Annotated in this window: 16 protein-coding genes and 1 pseudogene; 9 read left to right on the top strand and 8 right to left on the bottom strand. The window is 41.2% G+C overall.

What is annotated here, in order from left to right; translation table 11 throughout:
* Window positions 1-74 precede the first annotated feature (74 nt).
* Window positions 75-1,799, top strand: coding sequence for a glutamine--tRNA ligase/YqeY domain fusion protein (locus FTU39_RS03480; protein ID WP_154320707.1), 1,725 nt, complete (start codon window positions 75-77; stop codon window positions 1,797-1,799).
* Window positions 1,800-1,929: 130 nt separating this feature from the next.
* On the opposite strand, the gene FTU39_RS03475 is transcribed toward FTU39_RS03480, so the two are convergent.
* Window positions 1,930-2,463, bottom strand: coding sequence for a lecithin retinol acyltransferase family protein (locus tag FTU39_RS03475; protein WP_096900868.1), 534 nt, complete (start codon window positions 2,461-2,463; stop codon window positions 1,930-1,932).
* Window positions 2,464-2,598: 135 nt separating this feature from the next.
* Between FTU39_RS03475 and FTU39_RS03470 the strand changes: the two genes are divergently transcribed.
* Window positions 2,599-3,351 (top strand): phosphodiester glycosidase family protein, encoded by a 753-nt coding sequence (locus FTU39_RS03470; RefSeq protein ID WP_257224388.1) that lies wholly within the window; start codon window positions 2,599-2,601, stop codon window positions 3,349-3,351.
* Window positions 3,352-3,381: 30 nt separating this feature from the next.
* Here the strand turns inward: FTU39_RS03470 and FTU39_RS03465 are convergent, their stop codons facing one another.
* The 4 genes and pseudogenes from FTU39_RS03465 to FTU39_RS03450 form a co-directional block, all read right to left on the bottom strand.
* Window positions 3,382-3,630 (bottom strand): hypothetical protein, encoded by a 249-nt coding sequence (locus FTU39_RS03465; protein WP_004973320.1) that lies wholly within the window; start codon window positions 3,628-3,630, stop codon window positions 3,382-3,384.
* Window positions 3,631-3,854: 224 nt separating this feature from the next.
* Complete coding sequence (locus FTU39_RS03460) at window positions 3,855-4,079, bottom strand: hypothetical protein (protein WP_004973321.1); 225 nt, start codon at window positions 4,077-4,079, stop codon at window positions 3,855-3,857.
* 241 nt (window positions 4,080-4,320) lie between these two features.
* Window positions 4,321-5,403, bottom strand: a pseudogene (gene trmA, locus FTU39_RS03455) (tRNA (uridine(54)-C5)-methyltransferase TrmA).
* 162 nt (window positions 5,404-5,565) lie between these two features.
* Window positions 5,566-6,267, bottom strand: a complete 702-nt coding sequence (locus FTU39_RS03450) for an NAD-dependent deacylase (RefSeq protein ID WP_004973326.1) — start codon at window positions 6,265-6,267, stop codon at window positions 5,566-5,568.
* Between the two features lie 264 nt (window positions 6,268-6,531).
* Between FTU39_RS03450 and FTU39_RS03445 the strand changes: the two genes are divergently transcribed.
* A complete protein-coding gene (locus tag FTU39_RS03445) occupies window positions 6,532-7,773 on the top strand; it encodes an acyl-CoA dehydrogenase (RefSeq protein WP_096900865.1) in 1,242 nt (413 codons plus the stop codon).
* 78 nt (window positions 7,774-7,851) lie between these two features.
* Here FTU39_RS03445 and FTU39_RS03440 read toward each other — a convergent pair whose 3' ends face one another.
* Together FTU39_RS03440 and FTU39_RS03435 are read right to left on the bottom strand one after the other, a co-directional pair.
* Entirely contained in the window at window positions 7,852-8,760 is a 909-nt protein-coding gene (locus FTU39_RS03440; RefSeq protein ID WP_096900864.1) for an alpha/beta fold hydrolase, read from the bottom strand.
* A gap of 125 nt (window positions 8,761-8,885) precedes the next feature.
* On the bottom strand, window positions 8,886-9,437 hold the full coding sequence (locus FTU39_RS03435; RefSeq protein ID WP_004973333.1) for a PadR family transcriptional regulator: 552 nt from the start codon (window positions 9,435-9,437) through the stop codon (window positions 8,886-8,888).
* A 134-nt stretch (window positions 9,438-9,571) separates the two neighbouring features.
* Here FTU39_RS03435 and FTU39_RS03430 point away from each other — a divergent pair, with 134 nt between their 5' ends.
* The 3 genes from FTU39_RS03430 to FTU39_RS03420 all read left to right on the top strand — a co-directional run bounded on the left by FTU39_RS03430 (window position 9,572) and on the right by FTU39_RS03420 (window position 13,347).
* Window positions 9,572-11,596 carry an NADPH-dependent 2,4-dienoyl-CoA reductase gene (locus tag FTU39_RS03430; RefSeq protein WP_004973335.1) on the top strand — a complete coding sequence of 675 codons (2,025 nt, stop codon included), beginning with the start codon at window positions 9,572-9,574 and terminating at the stop codon, window positions 11,594-11,596.
* A gap of 140 nt (window positions 11,597-11,736) precedes the next feature.
* Window positions 11,737-12,150, top strand: a complete 414-nt coding sequence (locus FTU39_RS03425) for a nuclear transport factor 2 family protein (RefSeq protein WP_180051728.1) — start codon at window positions 11,737-11,739, stop codon at window positions 12,148-12,150.
* A 90-nt stretch (window positions 12,151-12,240) separates the two neighbouring features.
* A complete protein-coding gene (locus tag FTU39_RS03420) occupies window positions 12,241-13,347 on the top strand; it encodes a YheT family hydrolase (protein ID WP_026438425.1) in 1,107 nt (368 codons plus the stop codon).
* Window positions 13,348-13,544: 197 nt separating this feature from the next.
* Here FTU39_RS03420 and FTU39_RS03415 read toward each other — a convergent pair whose 3' ends face one another.
* Window positions 13,545-13,964: an internalin gene (locus FTU39_RS03415; protein WP_096900861.1), complete on the bottom strand. Its 420-nt coding sequence runs from the start codon at window positions 13,962-13,964 to the stop codon at window positions 13,545-13,547.
* A gap of 226 nt (window positions 13,965-14,190) precedes the next feature.
* On the opposite strand from FTU39_RS03415, the gene FTU39_RS03410 reads away from it, so the two are divergent.
* The 3 genes from FTU39_RS03410 to eno all read left to right on the top strand — a co-directional run bounded on the left by FTU39_RS03410 (window position 14,191) and on the right by eno (window position 18,083).
* Window positions 14,191-15,831 carry a CTP synthase gene (locus tag FTU39_RS03410; RefSeq protein WP_004973343.1) on the top strand — a complete coding sequence of 547 codons (1,641 nt, stop codon included), beginning with the start codon at window positions 14,191-14,193 and terminating at the stop codon, window positions 15,829-15,831.
* Between the two features lie 31 nt (window positions 15,832-15,862).
* On the top strand, window positions 15,863-16,720 hold the full coding sequence (kdsA, locus tag FTU39_RS03405) for a 3-deoxy-8-phosphooctulonate synthase (protein WP_004973345.1): 858 nt from the start codon (window positions 15,863-15,865) through the stop codon (window positions 16,718-16,720).
* Window positions 16,721-16,793: 73 nt separating this feature from the next.
* Window positions 16,794-18,083, top strand: a complete 1,290-nt coding sequence (gene eno, locus FTU39_RS03400) for a phosphopyruvate hydratase (RefSeq protein WP_180051727.1) — start codon at window positions 16,794-16,796, stop codon at window positions 18,081-18,083.
* Window positions 18,084-18,089: the final 6 nt, after the last annotated feature.

Raw genomic sequence — 18,089 nt, 5'->3', positions numbered from 1 at the left:
GTGATGTATGCTTCACTACTGAAGTTTCTGTAACCTAGTTTATCCAATTTTATTTTAGAAGTGATTTTATTGCTATGAAGCCAAATGATGTTGTTGCATCTCTGCCAAACACCCCGACACCAAGTTCAAATGCCTCTGTCGATGCTGTGCAGCAAGAACAACAGCCGGGCTTGGACTTTATACGTCAAGTCATTACCGATGATATTGCGGCGGGTCGCACTCAGCAGGTGGTGACACGTTTTCCACCTGAGCCGAATGGTTATTTGCATATTGGTCACGTGAAAGCAATTTGCTTGAACTTTGGCATCGCACAAGAATATCAAGGGGTGTGTAACTTACGTTTTGATGACACCAACCCAGATGCAGAAGAACAAGAATATGTTGATGGTATTGCCAATGACGTGAAATGGCTGGGTTTTGAGTGGAATGGCGAACCACGCTATGCATCAAGCTATTTCGATCAATTATATACATGGGCAATTCAGCTGATCGAACAAGGCGATGCTTATGTCGATTTGCAAACCCCTGATGAGATTAAGCTCAATCGTGGTTCTTTTGTAGAGCCGGGTAAAAATTCGCCATATCGTGATACGCCAGTAGCAGAAAACTTGGCTTTATTTGAAAAAATGCGCAATGGTGAATTAGGCGAAGGTCAGGCAGTACTCCGTGCCAAAATTGATATGGCTTCACCAAACGTACACATGCGTGATCCGATTTTGTATCGTGTTTTACATTCATCGCATCACCAAACGGGCGATAAATGGAAAATGTACCCAATGTATGATTATGCGCATCCATTATCAGATGCCATTGAAGGCATTACTCATTCACTATGTACTTTAGAATTCCAAGACCATCGTCCATTCTATGATTGGGTGGTGGAAAAGGTGAAATCCGAGGCTGTGCCGCGTCAGTATGAATCTAGCCGTTTGAATATTGATTACACCATCACATCTAAGCGTAAATTGCGTAAATTGGTTGAAGGCGGTTTTGTGAATGGTTGGGATGACCCACGTATGCCAACAGTGGTAGGTATGCGTCGTCGTGGCTTTACACCAGAAGGTTTGCGTGATTTCTGTAAGCGTGTAGGTGTGTCTAAGTCGGATGGTATTGTGGATGTTGCAATGCTTGAATATTGCATCCGTCAGTCATTGGAAAATACTGCAGCACGTGGCATGGCGGTGTTGAATCCACTTAAAGTGACTTTGACCAATTTGCCTGAAGCACTGGATTTAGTCCATGCACGTCATCCAAATGTAGATATGGGCGAGCGTAGTATTCCACTGACTTCTGAAATTTATATTGACCGTAAAGACTTTGAAGAAGTGCCGCCTAAAGGTTTCAAGCGTTTAGTGCCAGAAGGTGAGGTGCGTCTACGCCATGCTTATGTAATCAAGTGTGATGAAGTGATTAAAGATGCTAACGGCGAAGTCATTGAGCTGAAATGTTCAATTGACCCTGAAACTTTGGGCAAAAACCCAGAAGGTCGTAAAGTCAAAGGCGTGATTCACTGGGTATCTGCAAGTAAAGGCGTTGCGGCAGAAGTTCGTTTATATGATCGCTTATTTACTGAGTCTGATCCAGAAGTGGGTGATGATTTCTTGGCGAATTTAAACCCCGAATCGTTGACTGTGGTACAAGCCATTGTTGAACCTGCATTGGCAACAGCACAACCAGAAGATCGTTTCCAATTTGAACGTGAAGGTTATTTTGTTGCAGATCAGTATGATCACAGTGCGGAAAAACCAGTGTTTAACCGCATTTTAGACTTAAAAGACAGCTTCAAACCTGGCAAGTAACACCTTATTTAAGTTTTAGCTTGCAACTTGAAAGCCCAACTTGATCAATTCAGGTTGGGCTTTTGGTTTTATCTATTTGAGGTTTATAGAATATTTTGTGAGATATACAGTGTCGCTAAAACGACTGCGATTAGCGGTTTTTATGCTGTTCCTGCTTCATCAGGATTTGCGGTAACTGCATTTTGGCTTTATCGCGTAGTTTCTTCTTAATATAGAGCACTAAAGCAAAGCAAGTGGTGGTCAGGGTCAGCATCATACTGTTCATATAACTCATCAATGAACTGACATAACCAATGGTGGTTAAACGATCCATCATCTTAAATACTTGCGGGCTGCTTTCCACACCTGTAATTGCCCAAGTGCATAAATGTTCACAGTTATTCATAATCAGATGATAATTGTTTTCATGCATTCTGGAGCGCATACGGCGTACCACTTTGCGGCCTTTATACTTGGGCGCATGATACGACTGCACAATAATATTTTTGCCGTGACTAAACTTTTCAATACTGGTCATTTCAATCGGGTGTTTTTTAAAAAGATGTGCAAAACCCGAATAGTGAATCACGCGACCACGCCCGGCATAGATACCATGATGGCTATAGCCGAAGTGTTTCACAATTAAATGTGCCCCTAAAGGAAATCGTGTTTTCTGCTTGAGCATCGTACGCTTGACCAATAAAGTAACATGAGTAGAGAAAAGAAATCAGGTTTTATAGTGTACTGCGTCTGAAGCAAATATGCGATAACCCATTCAGTTATATGCACAATTTGTAACATAGCAGGTATGGAGATGATAATGTTTTGTTCTCGGTGGAAGTGCTTATTGCTCTGTTATTTATTCTGCACGCCTACTGCACAAGCGGAAATTCGCGCATGGACGGTTAACAACAGTAAAATCAATGCAGATGTGGTGGAAGTGACACAGTTGTCACAGTTAGGCTTATATCTGAAAGATCGGCTAGGGAAACCATATCTGCAAATTTCACAACTACAAAAAAATCTACAGTCTTGTGAAAACATGCAATTTGCCATGAATGCAGGCATGTTTCATCCAGATTATTCGCCTGTGGGTTTGTATGTGGAACAAGGACGACAACTTAAAAAGCTGAACCGACAGCAACAGGGATGGGGGAATTTTTTAATTCAGCCCAATGGTGTACTGGCGTGGAATCATCAACGGGTGTTTTTAGGAACAACCCAACAATATGCCAATCAAGCGTTCAAAGCGCAGTATGCGACACAGTCTGGCCCAATGTTAGTTATTAATCGCCAGTTAAATTCACGTTTTTTGGCAGACAGTACTTCTTATAAAATTAGAAATGGGGTTGGGTTAAAAGACCAAAGCCTGTACTTTGTGATTAGCAAGACGCCCGTAACTTTTCTTCAATTTGCCACCTTTTTTAAAGATGAGCTGCAAACGCCAAATGCCTTGTATTTAGATGGTTCGATTTCTACAGCGTATATTCCGCAATTACAACGTCATACTCATCCACATCGCAATTTAGGTCCAATTTTAGCTTATATAGATCATCAAGGCTGTAAACCCTAACATTGGAATTTGGTTTTGGCTTGGCTGAATTTATTGTCCAATAAAACCTAAGGCTGTGCCTTGCATCCTGCAGATTTTGACTGCTTCTTCGCTTTTCATTTGTTTGACTTCATTTTCAAATTGCTTTTTTTGTTGTTTAAGTTGCTCATCTGAAATACCCATGTTTTTAGCAAAACTTTCCATTTTCTCCCAAGTTTCGGCACATTCTTTCGGCATTGGGCTACAGGCTGTTAAACTTAGGCTGAGTAGGGCAAGACAGCTAAGGCTAGTTTTTTTCATTGTCATTTTCTCTGTTTGAATAATTCGAATTTATTGGTGTAATGATTATGTGTAGAAATATTAGCGCATGATTATGAAGATATGATTGACTGCGTTTGAAAAGATTAGCGTTTTTGTGCAAGTTCAAGCACGTGTCGCGATTTATAAAATTTATCGTTCTAATATATATGCAGCCATTAAAAAAGGCACTTAGTTCAACTAAATGCCTTTTTTATCATATTCCATTACTGGAATGGTAGATGCTGGAGTTCATTCAACTCTTTGCGGCTATAACCTCGCGAAGCGAGAACCTTCTTAATCCCGATAATGACATCTTCATCTGTGGCTTTGGTTAAAGCTTCGAGAAGTTGTTCATTTGTCTTGCAAGAGCAATCATTTTCAACACAAGCAATTTGATTTTTATGCTCGTTTTGCTGTTCTGTAGAGAACAACTTTTGCCAAAAACTCATAGAGCCTTCATTCACAACCTAACATAGATCGAAATATAGCCAATATAAAAAATAAATCAAGTCGACCTAAGTGATAAAAGCAGCAATCGAGTTGCAGAATTTTCGATGATATTGCATTTTTTTAACGAAATTATGACAGTTAAAGGGCTTGTAATGCTTTAACTGATTCATTTACATCATAATATTTACAAGTGCTAAAAAGGAGAACTTGTAAATATTGAAGAATAATGCAACAAATTGTTTAAATCTTTTCCAGTAAAACACCCGACTCAACATGATGGGTGTATGGGAATTGATCAAACAGTGCAAATTGCGTCACTTTATGGTTTTGACACAAGGTTTTTAAATTGTCATGCAATGTGTCTGGGTTGCACGAAATATAAATAATACGCTTAAAACGCTATAGGAGTTTTAAGGTTGCATCATCAATTCCTGCGCGTGGCGGATCGACAAAGACCGTATCAAAATCATAACTTGCAAGATCAATGTTCGCTTCTTGCAAGCGGCGGAATTCACGCTCACCGTTATAGGCTTGAGTAAACTCTTCAGCCGATAAGCGTGCCACTTGAATATTCTCAATCTGGTTTTGTTCAATATTCCACTGCGCTGCATATACCGAAGATTTAGCCAGTTCTGTGGCAAGTACACGACGGAAACGAGTCGATAGCGGCAGGGTAAAGTTACCATTACCACAATAAAGTTCTAATAAATCTTGCTCAGAATATTCGGCAACCGTACATGCCCATTCCAGCATTTTTTGGCAAACTTGCGCGTTTGGCTGGGTAAAGCTGCTTTCAATTTGCTTATAGGTATAAGTGCGCTCAAAAACCTGTAATTGTTCAACTACATACTCATCGGATAGCACGAATTTTTGCCCACGGCTGCGTCCAATCAGTTTAATGTTTAATGCTTTGCTCAAAGCTTGGGCTGCAGGCTCCCAATCAGATTCAAGTTTGCGGTGATAAAGCAGTGAAACCAACATTTCGCCACTTAAAGTCGCTAAAAAATGCACTTCAAATAAACGAGCCGATAATACGGGATCGGCTTTCAGGGCGGCTAACAGCTTTGGCATTAATAAGTTAATGCTGCGGTCTGCAATCGGAAACTCATCTACACGAATAACTTTTTTCTGCTTATCTTCACTGCGTTCAAACATGGCATAAAACAGATCATCTTCAATATGCCAAATTCGGAACTCTGCCCGCATACGGTAGTTGTGTTCTGGTGAGGCAAATACTTGCAAGGCAGGCGGGTTATATTCGGCAAATTGGGCAGAAATACGGGCAACTTTTGCATCAAGTTGTTGCTGATAAGATGAGGTCATATGCAGTAAACATCACAAACACAGAGAAAGAGCGATGGTAACAAAGTTTTAAAGAGATACCTAAAACTATTATGAAAATGATGCAATCCTGCAAGATGTCAAAATAGCCTAAGCATGTTGATGACATCTTACAAGTGGAAAAATTTAGATACTGTAATTACTTTAAACTTGATGTAATTGATCGAACAATTGCTGCATGCCCTCAGTGGCAGTTTTGGAAATCCGTTGAAATTGAGCAGGAAGTTGGGCTTGCATGGCTTTTGGGTCAATATAATAAGCCTGACAATTTGCAGGAATTTCGTGTACTAATCCAGCAACAGGGTACACCACCAAACTTGTACCAATCACAATAAAAATATCGGCATCTTGAATCAAATCCAGTGCTTCTTCATAGGCAGGAACTGCTTCGCCAAACCAGACCACATGCGGACGTAAAGGATAGCCTTGTGGGCAAAGATCCTGTTGCAAGTTCAGCGAGTCACCTTCAATTGGAAAAAATTCTGTCGTGTATTGTGCATGAGGCCCTGAGCTTTTGGCTAAACGAATATTGCCGTGTAAATGCAAAACTTCTGAACTGCCTGCACGCTCATGCAAATCATCAATATTTTGGGTGATCACTTGTACATCAAAATCATCTTCAAGTTCAGCAATTAAGCGATGCGCCAAGTTAGGCTGCGCATTAAGAATGTTTTTACGACGTTCATTATAAAAGCGTTGGACTAATTCAGGATTCCTTGCCCATGCTTCAGGACTTGCGACATCCTCCACGCGATGTTTTTCCCATAAGCCATCACCATCTCTAAAGGTGTTGATTCCACTTTCTGCGCTCATACCTGCACCCGAAAAAACTACTAATTTACGCATGTTTTATTCTCTTGATGGATGGTTAGATTTGAGTATAAGTGCCGAAAATAGAAACACAAATCTACAGCTCATTTTTTCAGAATTTTAAGTATCTAAATATGTGAAAGTTTAGTGCTGTCTATAACTTTGCTGAATAATTGAATCAAAGTTCACTTTTTATTGCTTGTTATTTCATTTTAATGATAGAACATAAAGTAAAGTAGTATGACGCTACAAAATCAAATATTGATGAACCAGAACCTATAATAATGTGCAGAGGATGCCATGTCACAACACAATCCATCGCCAAATCACACGCCTGCAACTCACAGTGAAAAAGTGAAATTTGATTGGAAAGATCCTTTTTTGCTTGAACAGCAATTGACTGAAACCGAACGTATGATTCGTGATAGTGCCTATGCTTATTGTCAGGAAAAATTACTGCCGCGGGTACGTGATCAGTTTAGACATGAAACGGTAGATCGCAGCATCTTCCGTGAAATGGGTGAGCTTGGTTTGTTAGGCTCAACCATACCTGAACAATATGGCGGTGCAGGTTTAAATTATGTGAGTTATGGGCTAATTTCACGTGAAATTGAACGGGTCGATTCAGGTTATCGTTCAATGGCAAGTGTGCAAAGTTCATTGGTGATGGTGCCAATTTATGAGTTTGGCAGTGAAGCACAAAAACAAAAATATTTACCCAAACTCGCTTCGGGTGAATGGATCGGATGTTTTGGTCTGACTGAACCTGATTTTGGCTCCGACCCTGGCAGTATGAACAGCAGAGCACATAAAGTTGCAGGCGGTTATCGTTTACACGGTGCGAAAATGTGGATTACCAATAGTCCAATTGCCGATGTATTTGTGGTGTGGGCAAAAGAAGTTTCAGCAGATGGGCAAGTGGGTGATATTCGCGGTTTTATTTTAGAAAAAGGTTGGGATGGACTTTCTGCACCAATCATTCAAGGCAAGGTTGGTTTACGCGCTTCAATCACAGGTGAAATTGTCATGGACAATGTTTTTGTGCCTGAAGAAAATATGTTACCTGAAGTGCGTGGTTTAAAAGGGCCGTTCACTTGTTTAAATAGTGCACGTTATGGCATTGCTTGGGGTGCTATGGGTGCGGCTGAGTTTTGTTGGCATACTGCGCATCAATATACGATGGATCGGATTCAGTTCGGACGTCCTTTGGCGACCAATCAGCTCATTCAAAAGAAACTTGCCGATATGCAAACCGAAATCGCGCTGGGTTTACAAATTGCTTTACGTTTTGGTCGTATGAAAGATGAGGGTATTGCTTCACTCGAAGGTACTTCGCTGATTAAACGCAACAACTGTGGCAAGGCCTTAGAAATTGCTCGTATGGCGCGCGATATGCTTGGTGGGAATGGTATCAGTGATGAATATGGCGTGGCGCGGCATTTGGTCAATTTGGAAGTCGTGAATACCTATGAAGGGACGCACGATGTGCATGCGCTAATTTTAGGTCGTGCGCAAACGGGTATCGCGGCTTTTGCCAATTAAATCTAGATCTAAACTAAATCTAGGTCTAATGATGCTACGGTGGAAAATATTGCAAACCACATTTTCCACCGTTTTACTTTAGCTGTTTAGTTTTAAAAATTGGCTAATTTCCTGATTAAATTTCAACGGTTCGGTCAGTAAAGGGGTATGCCCAGATTGGTGAAATATGACTTGTTTCGCATTCGGCATAGCTTCTACCACTTGACGTTGTCCTTCTGCCGCATACAAGGTCGATTGTGCGCCTGTAAAAAAGACTGTCGGACAACCCAGTTGAGTTAAAGCCTCACGATAATCTTCCTGATGGTGTAAATAATTGTCGATATACCAGCGTAAATAATCTAAACGCTGTGTAGGTAAAATATAGCGTTGTAAAACAGGACGTTTGACGGCCAGTTTAAATAAAAACGGACTGATTTTATTGCTGGCTTGTAATTCTATAAATTCTAGCCAAAGTTCGACTAAGTTTTTACGCTGCAACACATCCATTTGTTGAATATCAGTATATTGCGCGTGATCATGTAAAAACTCGGACAGATGAATCAATAACTGTTTAAATTGTTGATGTTGATTGCCAAATAAGCCATAAGGCCAGTTTTCATCTACCCCAATTTTTGGTGCTTGGTCAATTTGTAAATAACTGCTTAAATGCGCAGCCAATTGTCCATATTGCATGCCATGCATGGCAGTGGTTGCCCCCATGGAATAGCCAATCAGTTTAAATTGTTGCAGGTTCTGTTGTTGAAGCAGACTGTTTAAATCTTGCCAATGGCTCGAAATAGCATCCAGTTCTGGAACGGCACACAGGTTTGAACCCCCAAAACCACGCCAGTCTGGAATAATAAAACGATACTGCTTTTTATGTTGATACAGAAATGGCAACCATTGCCAACTGTGCATGCCTAAACCTGAAAGCACAACCACAGGCTCACCTTGACCAAATTCACGTACAAATAGAGCTTCGCCATCGGGCATGCGGTAAAAAGGCATCAGCATTTCCTTGCATGGTTGTAATTAAAGATGCGTTATTCTTTATAGCATAGCCTGATCATTTCTGTATGGTGAGCAACCCTGATTTCACATTGATGTGGTTGCTATTACTTAAAAATATACTTTTAAGATGAGGCTTCGGCATCAAACTTTTTCAGTTCAGGAATCACATTTTCTAGCCATTCAATCCAGCCAATTTCCTGATCTATCCCTAGCTGCAAAATCATTTTATGAATATACAGGGTACGGTTGTTCGCAGGTGCTTGGCTAAAGTCTTTGGCAAAAATCTGTTGATAGGTGTGCAACTTGGCTTTGTGAAGCAGCAAATGTCGTTCTAGTTCGGGTAAGACGCTGTTGCCGCCAAGTTGGGCTTCGGCACGTAAACGTACCATAAGTTCTTCGCGTAATTGTGCAGGCGGGCTTTGCTCGACCATCCAGTTTGCCAGTTCATGCCGCCCCAAAGCTTCTACCTGATAGGTTTTGCTACGACTGCTAGAATCTTCATCTTCTAAGGTTGAAATCCAACCTTTTTTCAGCATGGTATTTAGTTCGCGATAAATTTGTTGATGGGTCGCATTCCAGAAAAACCCCATAGAGCGGTCAAAACGGCGTGCCAATTCAATACCGTTACTGGGTTTTTCAATTAAACTGGTCAATAAAACGTGAGCGAGCGACATAAACAGAGCAACTTTATTTTTTTCAGCTTTAATTATGCAACATGTTGCATAAAAATTAAATCTAGAATATAAAAGTATGCAACAAGTTGCATTAAGCATAAAACAGCCAGCATTTTTGCCAGCAGGGAGATTCTATGTCTGACTATCCACATTTACTTGCGCCTTTAGATTTAGGCTTTACCACTTTAAAAAATCGGGTCTTAATGGGTTCAATGCACGTTGGACTAGAAGAAGCACCAGGTGGATACGAACGTATGGCGGCTTTTTATGCAGAGCGTGCCAAAGGTGGCGTTGGGCTGATTGTAACAGGTGGTATTTCACCGAATGATGCAGGCTTAACCTTTGCGGGCGGCAATAAACTTGATACTCGTCAAGAAGCAGAAAAACATAAAGTGGTGACTCAGGCTGTGCATGATGCAGGCGGCAAAATTGCTTTACAGATTTTACATACGGGACGTTATTCCTATCAGCCCGATATTGTCGCACCGTCAGCAATTCAGGCACCGATTAACCCAAGTAAACCACATGCACTAACATCGGCAGAAGTACAGCAAACCATTGCCGACTTTGTGAATTGTGCCAAATTGGCACAATACGCAGGCTATGATGGTGTCGAAATCATGGGTTCGGAAGGCTATTTAATTAATGAGTTTATTGTTGCGCGTACCAACCATCGTGATGATGAATGGGGCGGCAGTTATGAAAACCGTATTCGTTTCCCAATTGAAATTGTTAAACGTACCCGTGCAGAAGTGGGTGAAAACTTTATTATTATTTACCGCTTGTCGATGTTGGATTTAGTCGAAGGCGGTTCGAGTTTTGAAGAAGTGGTGCAATTGGCACAAGCGATTGAAAAAGCAGGTGCAACCATTATCAATACAGGGATTGGCTGGCATGAAGCACGTATCCCAACCATTGCTACCAAAGTCCCTCGCGCAGCTTTTACATGGGTGACAGAGAAATTAAAAGGTTTGGTTAAAGTGCCACTGATCACTTCAAACCGTATTAACACCCCTGAAATGGCTGAGCATGTTTTGGCTGCAGGACATGCCGATATGGTATCGATGGCACGTCCAATGTTGGCAGATGCTTTCTTTGTGCAAAAAGCAGAGCAAGGTCGCAGTGATGAAATCAACACATGTATTGGTTGTAACCAAGCTTGTTTAGACCATATTTTCTCAATGAAGATTGCTTCATGTTTGGTCAATCCACGTGCTTGCCATGAAACAGAACTCATTTTTAAAGAAGCAACACAGACTAAAAAAATTGCGGTGATTGGTGCAGGGCCTGCAGGTTTGAGCTTTGCAACCTATGCTGCAGAACGTGGGCATCAGGTGACGATTTTTGAAGCATCGAATCAAATTGGTGGGCAGTTTAATATTGCTAAAACCATTCCTGGTAAAGAAGAGTTTTACGAAACTTTGCGCTATTTCAAACGCCAAATTGAGCTGCAACCGAATATTAAATTGGTATTGAATCATACGGCTAGTTTTGAACAATTGCTCAATGCTGACTTCGATGATGTGGTTGTGGCAACAGGTGTAACCCCGCGTCAATTGGATATCGCAGGTATTAATCACCCTAAAGTGCTGAGCTATATTGAGGTATTAAAAGAGCGTAAGCCTGTAGGTCAACGTGTCGCGATTATTGGCGCTGGTGGTATTGGTTTTGATACTGCAGAATATTTAAGCCATGAAGGTGAAAGTGGTAGTCTAAATCCTGAAAAATTCTACGATGAATGGGGAATTGATACCAATTATGCGCATGTCGGTGGTTTAAAAGCAGCAAAAGTTGAAGAATCGCCACGTGAAATTTATTTATTGCAACGTAAAGCATCATCCGTGGGTGCTGGCTTGGGTAAAACAACAGGCTGGATTCATCGTACAGGTTTAAAAAACCGTGACGTTAAAATGATTGCAGGGGCAAGTTATGACCTGATTGATGATCAAGGCTTGCACATCACCGTCAATGGTCAAAGTACAGTGCTCGAAGTTGATCATGTGGTGATTTGTGCAGGGCAAGAGTCTTACACCGCCATGTATGAGCAATTACAGGCAGCAGGCAAAAATGTGCATTTAATTGGTGGGGCGAAAGAAGCAGGCGAGTTAGATGCCAAACGTGCAATTCGTCAGGGTGCTGAATTGGCAGCGAAAATTTAATGTAATTCCTTCTCCCTCTCCTTTGGGAGGGGGCTGGGGAGAGAGTTAATAATCGCTTCTGCCCAGTGCAGCAGTGCTTCAGTCTCACTCAGGGACTCTGCATAGAAATGAAATATCAAAACAAAAAAAAGGAACTTAACATGACTTTGGAAACAACAAAATTAGCGGTACAGCGTTGGCATACAATGCTGCAAAACCATGATATGTCTATTTTGAATGAATTGCTGGCAGATGATGTGGTGTTTCGTTCACCTGTAGCGTACCAACCTTATGCGGGTAAACAAGTGGTATTTTTTATTTTGACCAATGTAATTCAGGTCTTTGAAAACTTTACTTATCACCGTGAGTTTTATACTGAAGATGGTTGCAATGTTGTACTTGAATTTTCCGCCAATGTGGGAGATAAAAAACTTAAAGGAATTGATATGATTCAATTCAATACACAAGGACAAATTGTGGACTTTGAAGTGATGATTCGCCCGAAAAGTGGTTTAGAGGCATTGGCTGTGCAAATGGGACAACGTATGGCTGCCTTTATGCCAACCGAAAAATAAAATACCGCGTGTGTATGGCAATGAAGTTGTTTTATAGAAATCGGTTTCGGGTTGGCATGCTTGAAAGTGCATGTATTGCTTGGGAGTAAAATGATGTCTACATTACAAAAAATAGCGAAAATTACACAAGCGGTTTTAGATCAGGTCACAGGCGCAGATTTACCGACGTTGTATTATCATCCACATGGAGAAATCCGTCGGGTATTGGATTATTTACCACAGCTCAAAGAAAAATACCGTCCAACACCGTGGCTGTCCAATACACATGCGCATCTTTTATATTTTGATTTAATTAAAAAGAAAACCATTCGTCAGCAGTATGATCGGGTTGATCAACTCACTATGCAAGATGGCGGTATCACCGCAGTTGCTTGGGTGGGTTATGACTTACCTGCAGATACTCCCACAATTGTTTTAATGCATACCATTACAGGTTCTTTGGAAAGTATGCGTGAGTTGGTGCGCGATTTACATCAGCAGACACAGTGGCGTATTGCCTTATGTTTACGTCGTGGGCATGGCAATTTACCTATGCCTGTACCACAAATGAATCTGTTTGGTTCGACGCATGATTTGCGTGAACAAATAGTGTTTATTCAGCAACAATTTCCACAATCTGAATTATATGCTGTTGGTTCTTCCGCAGGGACAGGATTATTGGTGCGCTATTTGGGCGAAGAAGGCGAGCAAACCCCAATTAAAGCCGCGTTTGCACTGTGCCCAGGATATAACACTGAACTAGGCTTTCAGCATGTGCATCCTTTTTACAGTAAAGTGATGACCAAAAAATTATTCCAGTTTTTTATTCAGCCCCATCAGGACATTTGGCAAAACGTAAAATCTTTATCGCAAGTGTTAAGTGCGACTACATTGGCAGAGTTTGAAAAGGCGTATTTTGAATTGGCGGGTTTTGAAGATTATGACAGCTACACACAAGCCATTAACCCAATTTATGTGTTTGAGAATGTCAAAATTCCGCTTATGGTTTTAAATGCAGAAGATGACCCAGTGTGCCACATCAAAAACTTTGATCCTTATAAAGAAACCATACGGAAAATGCCAAATATTATGGTAGTGACGACCCGTAAAGGCAGTCATTGTGGTTTTTATGAAGGTGTCGGTTTTACTAAATCTTGGGCATCGCGTTTAATTTCTAATTATTTTAAAGTGCAATCGCAGTTGCTGCAGGCAAGTTAAAGTGAAGCGCACAAACCTATATAGAAATAGGTAGCTGTATTGCAAATGTATTCACGAGTTATCTCAGCGAAGACTCATCCAAATGAATAAAAAACCCAGTACACAATGACTGGGTTTTTTAACGTCAATTCAAATCTAAGATAAGAACTTACACCTTAAAACTGACTTTAACTTAAAGCTTAGTTTTAAGTGAGCACTTAGTTCTCAAGTGCTGGGGTTGCAGCAGCAATCGCAGCGGCAACAGCATCATCTTCAGATTGAGCACCTGTGTTATTGCTTGGACGTGCTTGAGTTGGTTTATCTTCTGCTACAGGAGCTGCCGCTTTCGGCGCAGGCGCAGGTGCAGCAGCAGGTTGTGCAGGTGTTTCACGACGGATTTCAGTTGTGGTGTTCACTGTTTCAGTGCGCTCCACTTCTACCTGTGCAGGCGCTTCTGGTTCAGCATCTTGAATGTTTTCAACAGGTTCTAGTGGTTCAAATTGAGCAGTTTCAGTAGTTTGTTCAGTTTGAACCTCTACTTGTTCTTGCTCATCTTGCTTTGGCTGTTCTTTTTTTACACATGCAGTTAATAACAACGCCGTTGCAATTGCACCACAAATTAAAAGTTTCTTATTCATAATTGCACAAAATAAAAGATCGGATAGACGGACGTATTATAGCAATAAAATGACAGATGAAAATCCTCTCAAGAAGTTCTAATTTTTTATAGGAAATGCTGATAGAATAACCAATTGTTTATTGTTCTATGAATTGATGCGGAATGACTTTGCTTTATTGGTGCAGAGTAAAGTAAAATTGCGCAACATTGCAGGCCGATTTAGGCTCGATTGTACGAGAAACCCAATGACCCATTTTATTTTCGTGACTGGTGGTGTAGTTTCATCACTAGGTAAAGGTATTTCAGCTGCTTCAGTTGCTGCACTTTTAGAAGCCCGTGGTTTAAAAGTAACCATGGTCAAAATGGATCCATACATTAATGTCGATCCAGGGACAATGAGTCCTTTCCAACATGGTGAAGTTTTTGTCACAGAGGATGGTGCCGAAACTGACTTAGATTTGGGTTATTACGAACGTTTCTTGCGTCGTGCGAAAATGACCAAGTTAAATAACTTTACATCTGGTCGCGTGTATCAAGACGTTCTAAACAAAGAGCGCCGTGGTGATTACTTGGGCGGTACTGTTCAGGTGATTCCACACATTACCGATAATATTAAAGAACGTGTACTTCGCGCTGGCGAAGGCTACGATGTCGCAATCGTAGAAATTGGCGGTACAGTAGGCGACATTGAATCTCTCCCATTCATGGAATCTGTACGTCAATTGATGGTGGAATTAGGGCATAAGCGTACTATGCTCATGCACTTAACTTTATTGCCATATATCAAATCTGCGGCAGAGTTAAAAACCAAGCCAACTCAACACTCAGTTAAAGAATTGTTATCTATCGGTATTCAGCCAGATATTCTCATCTGCCGTACTGAACATGATGTTGATGCTGACACTACCCGTAAAATTGCGTTATTTACCAACGTAGAAGCACGTGCGGTTGTGGTATGTAAAGATGCCAAAACCATCTACCAAATTCCGCGTACATTCTATGAACAAGACGTTGATGATTTAATTTGTGAGCGTTTTGGCTTCAATGATCTTCCAGAAGCAGATTTATCTGATTGGGATAACGTAGTTGATGCATTATTGAACCCTGAATACAGCGTTCGTGTGGCGATGGTGGGTAAATATGTTGAACTGCCAGATGCCTATAAATCTGTAAACGAAGCATTATTGCATGCGGGTATTCAAAACCGCGTCAAAGTTGAAATTGACTATGTCAATGCAGAAGACCTTGAAAGCCAAGACGTTAATACTGTACTTAAAGATGCCGATGCAATTTTAGTTCCGGGCGGCTTTGGTGAGCGCGGTACCGAAGGTAAAATGCAAGCCATCAAATATGCACGTGAAAACGGTGTCCCATTCTTGGGAATCTGTTTGGGTATGCAATTGGCTGTGATTGAATATGCACGTAATGTGGCAGGTATTGCCGATGCAAGTTCAACAGAGTTTAACCGTTCGACTAAGTCGCCACTTATTGGTTTGATTACTGAATGGTTAGATGAGCGCGGCGAAGTTCAACAGCGTTCTGTCGATTCTGACTTGGGCGGCACTATGCGTTTAGGTGCACAAAAATCTGAATTGGTTGAAGGTACCAAAACTCGTGAAGTGTATGGTTCTGCAGAAATTGTAGAGCGCCATCGCCATCGCTATGAAATGAATAACCGTTATATTCCTGTGCTTGAAGAAGCAGGTCTTAAAATTTCGGGTTATTCACCAATTCAGCACTTGGTTGAAACTGTTGAAATTCCGCAACATCCTTGGTTTATTGCGGTACAATTCCACCCAGAATTTACCAGCTCGCCACGTGATGGACATCCATTGTTTGCTGGCTTTATCGGTGCGGCAAAACAACAGCATCAAAAAACCAAATAAGATGGCTTTAGGGATAAACTAGGAAGTTGAAATGTCACAATTAAAACCACAAGAAATTGTACGTTTGGGTGATATACAAATGGCGAATCATTTGCCATTTGTATTGTTTGGCGGCATGAATGTACTTGAGTCTAAAGACCTTGCATTTGAAATTGCTGAAACTTATGTGGATATTTGCACACGCTTAAATATCCCGTATGTATTCAAAGCCAGTTTTGACAAAGCCAACCGTTCTAGCCTGAACTCATTTCGTGGTCCCGGTTTAGAAAAAGGTATTGAATGGCTGGCTGACATTAAAAAGCATTTTAATGTGCCAATTATTACCGATGTGCATGAGCCGTATCAGGCTGCGCCTGTGGCAGAAGTGGCAGATATTATTCAGCTTCCTGCGTTTTTAAGTCGCCAAACCGATTTGGTTGAAGCGATGGCAAAAACTCAAGCCATTATCAACATCAAAAAAGCACAATTCCTTGCGCCGCACGAAATGCGTCATATTTTGCATAAGTGTTTAGAAGCAGGGAATGACAAATTGATTCTTTGTGAGCGTGGTTCAGCATTTGGTTACAACAACTTGGTTGTCGATATGCTGGGCTTTGACATCATGAAAGAAATGAATGTACCTGTGTTCTTTGATGTAACCCATGCTTTGCAAACTCCGGGTGGTCGTGCAGATTCGGCAGGTGGTCGTCGTGCACAAATTACCACCTTGGCACGTGCAGGTATGGCAACTGGCTTGGCAGGTTTATTCCTAGAAGCACATCCTGAACCAGAGCAGGCAAAGTGTGATGGCCCATGTGCATTGCGTCTATCACAACTTGAGCCGTTCTTGGCACAGCTTAAAGAATTGGATACCTTGGTAAAAGGTTTCCAAAAGCTAGATACACACTAAATTAGATCCATATTAAATTATAGACTCATTGATGCCTAAAGCATCACGTTATTAATCAACTGAGGAATTGTTCATGAGCCAAATCGTTGACATTCGTGCACGTGAAATTTTGGACTCTCGTGGTAACCCAACCATCGAAGCAGACGTAATCTTAGCATCTGGCGTAGTTGGCCGTGCATGTGCACCATCAGGTGCTTCAACTGGTTCTCGTGAAGCTCTAGAACTTCGTGATGGCGATAAAGCACGTTACTTGGGTAAAGGCGTTAAAACTGCGGTAAATAACGTCAATACTTTAATTCGTGATGCTTTACTTGGTAAGTCTGTGTTTGAACAAAAAGACATCGACAACACCATGATTGCGCTTGATGGTACTGAAAACAAAGAAAAATTAGGTGCTAACGCAACTTTAGCCGTGTCTTTGGCTGCTGCGCGCGCTGCTGCTGATGAAAAGAAAATTCCTCTTTTCCAATACATCGCAGACCTTCGTAACAACAGCATTTTAACCATGCCTGTACCAATGATGAACATCTTAAATGGTGGTTCACACGCAGACAACAACGTTGATATTCAAGAGTTCATGATTGAGCCAGTGGGCTTTACTTCATTCTCTGAAGCATTACGTGCTGGTGCAGAAATTTTCCACTCATTAAAATCTGTATTGAATCAAAAAGGTTTAAACACAGCAGTGGGTGATGAAGGTGGTTTTGCGCCAAACTTACGTTCTAACGAAGAAGCAATCACAGTTATTCTTGAAGCTATTGAGAAGACTGGCTACAAAGCGGGTTCTGACATCATGTTGGCGCTTGACTGTGCATCTTCAGAATTCTACAAAAATGGTCAGTACATTCTTGCAGGTGAAGGCAACAAAGCATTCACAAGCAACCAATTCTCTGACTATTTAGCTGGTCTTGTAAATCAATATCCAATTATCTCAATTGAAGATGGTTTAGATGAGTCTGATTGGGGAGGTTGGTCTTACCTCACTTCGATCTTAGGTGACAAGATTCAATTGGTCGGTGATGACTTGTTCGTTACTAACCCGAAAATCTTACAACGCGGTATCGATGAAAAAGTAGGTAACTCAATCCTGATCAAGTACAACCAAATTGGTACTTTGACTGAAACGCTTGATGCAATTTACCTTGCGAAAGCCAATGGTTACACAACTGTTATTTCACACCGTTCAGGTGAAACTGAAGATTCTACAATTGCGGATCTTGCAGTAGGTACAGCAGCAGGTCAAATCAAGACTGGTTCACTGTGCCGTTCTGACCGTGTAGCAAAATATAACCAATTACTTCGTATTGAAGAATTGACGAATGCTGCATATCGCGGTAAAGCTGAGTTCAAAGGTTTGAACTAAGCGAAA

This window comes from Acinetobacter sp. YH12099 (genome assembly GCF_013419195.1).
GTDB classification, from domain to species: Bacteria; Pseudomonadota; Gammaproteobacteria; order Pseudomonadales; family Moraxellaceae; genus Acinetobacter; species Acinetobacter towneri.
This window is presented reverse-complemented; position numbering and strand designations above follow the sequence as displayed.

Bases quoted from the DNA above. Each gene is read 5' to 3' on its own strand.
- FTU39_RS03480 (WP_154320707.1), top strand. From the start codon at position 75: ATGAAGCCAAATGATGTTGTTGCATCTCTGCCAAACACCCCGACACCA.
- FTU39_RS03475 (WP_096900868.1), bottom strand. From the start codon at position 2,463: ATGCTCAAGCAGAAAACACGATTTCCTTTAGGGGCACATTTAATTGTG.
- FTU39_RS03470 (WP_257224388.1), top strand. From the start codon at position 2,599: ATGTTTTGTTCTCGGTGGAAGTGCTTATTGCTCTGTTATTTATTCTGC.
- FTU39_RS03465 (WP_004973320.1), bottom strand. From the start codon at position 3,630: ATGAAAAAAACTAGCCTTAGCTGTCTTGCCCTACTCAGCCTAAGTTTA.
- FTU39_RS03460 (WP_004973321.1), bottom strand. From the start codon at position 4,079: ATGAGTTTTTGGCAAAAGTTGTTCTCTACAGAACAGCAAAACGAGCAT.
- FTU39_RS03450 (WP_004973326.1), bottom strand. From the start codon at position 6,267: ATGCGTAAATTAGTAGTTTTTTCGGGTGCAGGTATGAGCGCAGAAAGT.
- FTU39_RS03445 (WP_096900865.1), top strand. From the start codon at position 6,532: ATGTCACAACACAATCCATCGCCAAATCACACGCCTGCAACTCACAGT.
- FTU39_RS03440 (WP_096900864.1), bottom strand. From the start codon at position 8,760: ATGCCTTTTTACCGCATGCCCGATGGCGAAGCTCTATTTGTACGTGAA.
- FTU39_RS03435 (WP_004973333.1), bottom strand. From the start codon at position 9,437: ATGTCGCTCGCTCACGTTTTATTGACCAGTTTAATTGAAAAACCCAGT.
- FTU39_RS03430 (WP_004973335.1), top strand. From the start codon at position 9,572: ATGTCTGACTATCCACATTTACTTGCGCCTTTAGATTTAGGCTTTACC.
- FTU39_RS03425 (WP_180051728.1), top strand. From the start codon at position 11,737: ATGACTTTGGAAACAACAAAATTAGCGGTACAGCGTTGGCATACAATG.
- FTU39_RS03420 (WP_026438425.1), top strand. From the start codon at position 12,241: ATGATGTCTACATTACAAAAAATAGCGAAAATTACACAAGCGGTTTTA.
- FTU39_RS03415 (WP_096900861.1), bottom strand. From the start codon at position 13,964: ATGAATAAGAAACTTTTAATTTGTGGTGCAATTGCAACGGCGTTGTTA.
- FTU39_RS03410 (WP_004973343.1), top strand. From the start codon at position 14,191: ATGACCCATTTTATTTTCGTGACTGGTGGTGTAGTTTCATCACTAGGT.
- kdsA (WP_004973345.1), top strand. From the start codon at position 15,863: ATGTCACAATTAAAACCACAAGAAATTGTACGTTTGGGTGATATACAA.
- eno (WP_180051727.1), top strand. From the start codon at position 16,794: ATGAGCCAAATCGTTGACATTCGTGCACGTGAAATTTTGGACTCTCGT.